This window comes from Lacticaseibacillus pantheris DSM 15945 = JCM 12539 = NBRC 106106, assembly GCF_001591865.1.
In the GTDB taxonomy this organism is placed as follows: Bacteria; Bacillota; Bacilli; order Lactobacillales; family Lactobacillaceae; genus Lacticaseibacillus; species Lacticaseibacillus pantheris.
In genome coordinates this window covers 1-6,450 of the sequence record NZ_BCVS01000126.1, presented here as the reverse complement: position 1 = coordinate 6,450, position 6,450 = coordinate 1, and the positions used below count along the sequence as shown (strand labels likewise).

The window sequence follows — 6,450 nt, the reverse complement described above, 5'->3', positions numbered from 1 at the left end:
AAGTCATAACTGCTAGTAGGCGCTGACGCACCAACTAGCAGTAATTCCAACAGAACAAGGGCCGGCAGCCGCCACACACACAGACCTAACCGCCTTCGTCCCGGCCGCGGTGCAAGCCTACAGAGCGATTTCCCGGGCAACTGGTGGTATTCGGGTGATTAAACAAAGTTATTAAGGGCACTACATTAGTTTTCCCTATGACGGTCGTAGAGTGTGAACAATTACTTCCACCAATTGTTCAGCCTTACCATAATGCTGTCAAAAACGGTAGTAAGGATATTCCTGATTGTTGGAATATCCTTACTACCGTTTTTGTAATCATATTAGCCTTTGAATATTTTATTGCCTGTCTACGAGTGACTGACCGGAAACGAGTATGAATAGAACCGCAACCCCGGGTAGACAAAGTAGGTGGTGGAGAAGTTGAACGCCACCCCGTTGCCGTAGAAATTGGTCTGGTCGAGTGCCAACACCTCTTTGCCGGGTTGTTGGCCCATCACCGTCGCCTGGTCGTGTGCCAGCGGCGCCAAACTGACGTACTCCTCGCTCGCCGTGACGTGCACGTCGTAGTTCTCAGAGATGAAATCAAAGATGGAGCCGTTCACCGCTTCCACCGGCAGGTACGGCACCGCCGTCGTGGAGTAGTAGGCTTCCTCCAAGCAATACAGTTGCTGGTTGAGGTAACGTAGCCGTACTACCCGGTACAACTCGCTGTTCGGCTTCAGCTTCATGGGCTGCACGAGCTCCGGATCGGCTTTGATTTTGTCAAAGGTGACCACGCGCGACGTGAGGTGGTTGTCCGAATTATGTAGTGAGGCCCCGGCTCCCGCAACCAAGTTGATGACCGTTTTGGACGGTTGCGGCATCTTGTTCACGTAGTAACCCGAACCCTGAATCCGGCGCAGGAGACCGCGTTGGTAGACCACATCAATGGCTCGCCGAATTGTGTTACGACTCACATCATACGTGGTCATCAACTCCGCCTCGGTGGGTAATTTATCCGTAAATAGGCCCTCATGAATGGAACGAATAATGTCTTCGGCAATTTCGTGATACATAAAAACCGTCCTCCGCTTTGTGCACCGCTAGCAATTAAGCCTGCAAGTACAGTTACGCCACACTTTAACGATATTTGTACCCCTATAATAGCACCATTAGCCCCCTAAAAAATACGCCGAACAGTGCCCAAATATTTTTATTTAGCTGATGATAATGCACGTAAAGCCCGCCATGAAGCGGTTGGCGGCGATAATTTGGTTGCTGAACTCAGCAAATATTGGCAAAAAATATTTGTAAGCACTTGCAAAATTTGTACCCATGTATTATATTATGGACGTGGAGCTGAAAGCGGTTGCTAAAAAGGCTTACAGCAATCGTGGTGAGTAACTATTGTGGAATACGGTACGCTAAATAAGGAGAAATTATTATGGCTGAAAAGAATATTTTGTTGGTCTGCAACGCTGGTATGTCAACTAGCCTCCTGGTAAGCAAGATGCAGAAGGCCGCCGAAAAGGATGACATCACGGTGAACATCGCCGCAACGGCTTCTTCCGACATTAAGAACAAGCTCCAGGACGGCAACCCTGACGTCATGATGCTCGGCCCTCAGGTACGTTACCTGCAGAAGAAGTTGGACTCTGAATATGACTTCCCAGTTGAAGTTATCAACATGCAGGACTACGGTCTGATGAACGGCGAGAACGTCCTCAAGACTGCTTTGAAGACCATTGACGAGGCGGCCAAGTAGGCGCCCGTAACGAAAGGACATTGCACATGGCAGAAACAAATACTGATGCACCTGTAGAAGAGGACCAGAACCTCGAAGCCATTATGGGCTTGATTGTGAATGGCGGTAACGCCAAGAGCTCCGCTTTTGAAGCCATCGACGCTGCTAAGCACGGTGATTTTGATGGGGCGGATGCTAAGCTCAAAGAGGCCGATGGGTTCCTCTCCGAGGCGCACAACTCTCAGACTGGTATGTTGACGGACGAGGCCAACGGGAAACACGCACACGTTACGCTGCTGACGGTGCACTCCCAAGACCACCTGATGAACGCCATCACCTTCCGCGACTTGGCGGGTGAGATTGTCGACTTATACAAGAAGCTCGACGGTCAGGACGTCGCCGACTAGTACCGGTGGTATGAACGAAAATTGAAGGCAAGACAAACAGGTTGCTTGTTTGTCTTGCCTTTTTTTCTGGTAAGGGAAGAAAGGGTGCATAAATTTATGAGTAAAGCTTTAAAGATGCCAGATGACTTTCTCTGGGGTGGTGCCGTGGCGGCCCATCAGGTGGAAGGTAACTGGCAGGCGGACGGGAAAGGTGTATCTATTGCCGACGTGATGGCTGCGGCCAGCCGGGAACAGCCCCAGCGCGTGGTCACGGACACCGTACAGGATGACAAAGTTTATCCCAACCATTGGGGAATTGATTTCTACAAAACTTACCCGCAAGACATCAAGTTGTTTGCCGAATTAGGACTCAAGGCGTTCCGGACATCAATTGCCTGGACCCGTATTTTCCCGAACGGGGATGAAGACGAGCCGAACGCAGCGGGGCTGCGCTACTATGATGATTTGTTCGACCAGTTACTAGCAAACGGGATTGAACCCGTGGTCACGTTGTCCCATTTTGAAATGCCGTACAACCTGGTCAAAAAGTATGGTGGGTGGCGTAACCGCAAACTCATCGACTTCTTTGAACACTTTGCCCAGACCTGTTTTGAACATTTTGACGGCAAGGTCCGTTACTGGATGACGTTTAACGAAATTGACAACCAGTCCGATTGGCGGAATGCTCACCACCTCTACCAGGATTCCGGGCTCCAGCTCGACGACAGCGTGAACTGGGAGGAAGCCATGTTCCAGGCCGCGCACAACGAGATGGTTGCGAGCGCCAAGGCCGTGCTGGCGGCACACAAGGTGGATCCGCAGCTGCAGGTGGGGGCGATGCTCGCCATGGTGCCTATCTACGCGTTGACCGCTAAGCCAGGTGACCAGATGCTGGCCGAACGTGCACTCCAGTACCGCTACTATTACGGTGACGTGCAGATGGAGGGCGAATACCCCCGTTGGCTGTTGAAGTACTTCGAGCGTAAGGGTTACGACATTCCGTTGTCGGATGAGGACCTCGCCACGTTGAAGGCTGGCGCGGCGGACTTTTTAGGGATGTCCTACTACTTTTCATTCACGGTGCAGGAGCGCGCAGACGGCAAAGTTGAGTACGATGAGCACAACGACTTGGTCGACAACCCGTACGTTGAGAAGTCGCAGTGGGGTTGGCAGATTGACCCCCAGGGGATGCGCTGGATTCTGAACTGGATTCAGGACCGGTGGCACAAGCCAACCATGATTGTGGAGAACGGGATTGGCGCGTACGACAAGCTGGAAGCTGACGGGCAGGTCCACGACGACTACCGGATTAGTTACCTACGTGATCATATTCGCCAGATGGAGTTGGCCGTAGTGGAAGACGGGGTGGACGTCATTGGCTATACCATGTGGAGTCCCATCGACCTAGTTTCTGCCAGCACCGGCGAAATGGCTAAACGGTACGGCCTCATTTACGTTGACCGCGACGATAGTGGTCAGGGGAGCGACCAGCGGTACAAGAAGGACTCCTTTGCCTGGTACCAGCACCTCATTGCCACGAATGGCGCCGATTTGGGCGACTAACTGCATGAGTATGTTTGCGGGCGTTAATTGGCCTATCAACACTGTGCCACCGCGCCGAGAGATTGGGTGCGGTGGCATTTTTTGCGGATAAACGGAACATGCTACATCGAAAAAAACGAGCGGTTGGCGTACCGTGTTGTACCATAAAGCTGTGGCTGGTAGCGCTAACAACGCCGGCTGATTAATGTTGAAAATATCAATACGTTCAAGGGGGATATTTTAATGACAACGAGTTCGTCAGGATTACCAAAGAATTTTTTGTGGGGCGGCGCGGTAGCTGCACACCAACTCGAAGGTGGTTGGGACGCCGACGGTAAGGGGCCCAGCATTGCGGACGTGATGACCGTGGGTTCGGCCACCACTCCACGGGAAATTACTCAGGACGTGGAAGCGGGGAAGTACTACCCGAACCATAATGCCATTGACTTTTACCACCACTACAAAGAAGACGTGAAGCTATTTGCCGAGATGGGCTTCAAGTGTTTCCGCACGTCGATTGCCTGGACACGAATCTTCCCCAATGGTGATGATGCCGAGCCGAACGAGGCGGGACTGAAGTTTTACGACGACCTCTTCGCTGAATGCCACCGTTATGGGATTGAACCGGTAATTACCCTGTCCCACTTTGAGATGCCACTGCACCTGGTGCACGAGTACGGCGGCTGGCGGAGTCGCAAGGTGATTGACTTCTTCGTTCGGTTTGCCCGCACCTGTTTTGAGCGGTACCGTGACAGCGTGAAATACTGGATGACGTTTAACGAGATTGATAACCAGTCGGACTACCTCAACGATTTTTTGATGGCGACTAATTCCGGTTTGGTCTATCCAGAGGGGACACCGGCTAAGGACCGTGAGGCGGACATGTTTCAGGCGTCGCATTACGAACTAGTGGCCAGCGCGTTGGCGGTTAAAATTGGGCACGCCATTAATCCTGACTTTGAAATTGGCAATATGATTAACTTTACGCCGTTCTACGCCATCTCGGCTAAGCCGGAAGACGTCCTCTTTGCCCACAAGGTTAACGATTTGCGGAACTGGTGGACCGATGTGCAGGTGAACGGCGAGTACCCTGAATGGCTGGTTAAGTATCTGGAGCGGGAGGACTTCCGGCCGGATGCGACGGAGGAAGACTTCCAGGCTTTGCGCGAAGGCACGGTTGACTACATCGGCTTTAGCTACTATGCTTCCAACGCGGTGCAGTACGACGAGCAAAGTGGGTACGCGTTTAAACCGGACGGCAAGCAGCTGGCGGAGAACCCGTACCTACCGAAGACCGAGTGGGGATGGACGGTTGATCCATTAGGACTACGGTTTGCGCTGGATTGGCTGACTGACCGGTACCACAAACCGTTGTTCATTGTGGAAAATGGCCTGGGCGCTGTGGACCACGTTGAGGATGACGGCAGCGTGCACGACCCGTACCGTGTGGACTACCTGCGCCAGCACGTGCAGGCCATGATTGACGCGGTACGGTTGGACGGCGTCAACCTGATGGGGTACACGCCGTGGGGCTGCATCGACCTTGTTGCTGCCAGCACTGGACAGATGTCCAAACGTTACGGCTTTATCTACGTGGATGTGGACGATGAGGGCAAAGGTAGCTTTGCGCGGTCACGGAAGGATTCGTTCTACTGGTACCAGCAGGTCATCAAAACCAACGGGGGCAACCTTGCTGACGTCAAGTAACGGTATTTTGGAGGGGGCTTGAACCCCCCCCCTTTTTTTGTGGTCGCCCCCGGTTGGAGTGCAGAACGTTGCTCCGGTGGGGACCGGGTTGGTCGTGACCGGCTACTAGCCTCACGCTCACGTCCGTTCCGGACTACCGCGAACCTTTGAACTCGAGGAAAATCACTCGATTTCAAAGGTTTGATTCTGTACGTCGGCTTCGCCTCCTACAGAACAAGTGCCGGCAGCCGTCACGACCAACCCGGTCCCCACCTCCGCCACGTTCTGCACCCCAACCTACAATGGTGGTTCGCCCAATCAATTAATTGGTTAAACGAGTCGTGAAATTATTATTGGCTTGTACTATCGATAGTAAGCACGGAAGTAACTATTTTGATAATAAATCAACAGATTGACAGAATCACTTGACGTGTTAATGTTAAAGTAACAGCAAGTTTGAACAATTAAAATAGTCTGTTAAGAGGAGTTACCGATGTCAAACCTTGAACGTAACAAAGCCAACGTGACCGCGTTTTACGACCTTATGTTTAACCAGTCCAATCCCCGTGAAGTGATTGGGCAATATGCTGGGGCCACTTATATTCAGCACAATCCGGGAGTTGCCGATGGTAAAGAAGCTTTTATTGAGTATTTTGAGCGGATGGCGCGCGAGTATCCTGGCAAGCACGTGACTTTCCACAAGGTGATTGCTGAGAGCAATTATGTGGTTCTACACTGTGAACAAGTATGGCCGGGTGATCACGATTACGCCGGCATGGATATTTTCCGCCTGGATGATGACGGCAAAATTGTTGAGCATTTTGACGTATTACAGGTGGTGCCTGACCAGTCCCAGAACGGTAACGGTATGTTTTAGGGGTAAAGTCGTTAACTTGATGAAGGATTGCAGTTACTGAGATAGTATAGTCTGACTCCACAATGAAATGTTACCAATTCGGCTCGAACTAACGGGTGCCAGTAAAGTGGTGGTGGGGTGGAGGCATCGTGCCCGGAGATGAAGTTGCCACTATAGTGGCGTGAGGCCGCGTCGGTCGGGTTGGTGAGCGTAGGCGTGTGGGGTCGGAATGGTAACCACTGCCAGGGTGTAAC

6 protein-coding genes are annotated in these 6,450 nt (G+C 52.0%); 5 read left to right on the top strand and 1 reads right to left on the bottom strand.

The window, feature by feature from the left end:
• Positions 1-350 precede the first annotated feature (350 nt).
• Entirely contained in the window at positions 351-1,058 is a 708-nt protein-coding gene (locus LPA02S_RS10325) for a GntR family transcriptional regulator (protein ID WP_054649540.1), read from the bottom strand.
• A 368-nt stretch (positions 1,059-1,426) separates the two neighbouring features.
• On the opposite strand from LPA02S_RS10325, the gene LPA02S_RS10320 reads away from it, so the two are divergent.
• The 5 genes from LPA02S_RS10320 to LPA02S_RS10300 all read left to right on the top strand — a co-directional run bounded on the left by LPA02S_RS10320 (position 1,427) and on the right by LPA02S_RS10300 (position 6,217).
• Positions 1,427-1,747 carry a PTS sugar transporter subunit IIB gene (locus LPA02S_RS10320; RefSeq protein ID WP_054649538.1) on the top strand — a complete coding sequence of 107 codons (321 nt, stop codon included), beginning with the start codon at positions 1,427-1,429 and terminating at the stop codon, positions 1,745-1,747.
• Positions 1,748-1,773: 26 nt separating this feature from the next.
• Entirely contained in the window at positions 1,774-2,133 is a 360-nt protein-coding gene (locus tag LPA02S_RS10315) for a PTS lactose/cellobiose transporter subunit IIA (protein WP_054649536.1), read from the top strand.
• A gap of 96 nt (positions 2,134-2,229) precedes the next feature.
• On the top strand, positions 2,230-3,675 hold the full coding sequence (locus tag LPA02S_RS10310; RefSeq protein WP_054649535.1) for a 6-phospho-beta-glucosidase: 1,446 nt from the start codon (positions 2,230-2,232) through the stop codon (positions 3,673-3,675).
• A 222-nt stretch (positions 3,676-3,897) separates the two neighbouring features.
• Entirely contained in the window at positions 3,898-5,361 is a 1,464-nt protein-coding gene (locus LPA02S_RS10305) for a 6-phospho-beta-glucosidase (RefSeq protein WP_056956354.1), read from the top strand.
• A 472-nt stretch (positions 5,362-5,833) separates the two neighbouring features.
• Complete coding sequence (locus LPA02S_RS10300) at positions 5,834-6,217, top strand: nuclear transport factor 2 family protein (protein WP_054649531.1); 384 nt, start codon at positions 5,834-5,836, stop codon at positions 6,215-6,217.
• Positions 6,218-6,450 lie beyond the last annotated feature (233 nt).

Bases quoted from the DNA above. Each gene is read 5' to 3' on its own strand.
- LPA02S_RS10315 (WP_054649536.1), top strand. From the start codon at position 1,774: ATGGCAGAAACAAATACTGATGCACCTGTAGAAGAGGACCAGAACCTC.
- LPA02S_RS10305 (WP_056956354.1), top strand. From the start codon at position 3,898: ATGACAACGAGTTCGTCAGGATTACCAAAGAATTTTTTGTGGGGCGGC.
- LPA02S_RS10300 (WP_054649531.1), top strand. From the start codon at position 5,834: ATGTCAAACCTTGAACGTAACAAAGCCAACGTGACCGCGTTTTACGAC.
- LPA02S_RS10320 (WP_054649538.1), top strand. From the start codon at position 1,427: ATGGCTGAAAAGAATATTTTGTTGGTCTGCAACGCTGGTATGTCAACT.
- LPA02S_RS10325 (WP_054649540.1), bottom strand. From the start codon at position 1,058: ATGTATCACGAAATTGCCGAAGACATTATTCGTTCCATTCATGAGGGC.
- LPA02S_RS10310 (WP_054649535.1), top strand. From the start codon at position 2,230: ATGAGTAAAGCTTTAAAGATGCCAGATGACTTTCTCTGGGGTGGTGCC.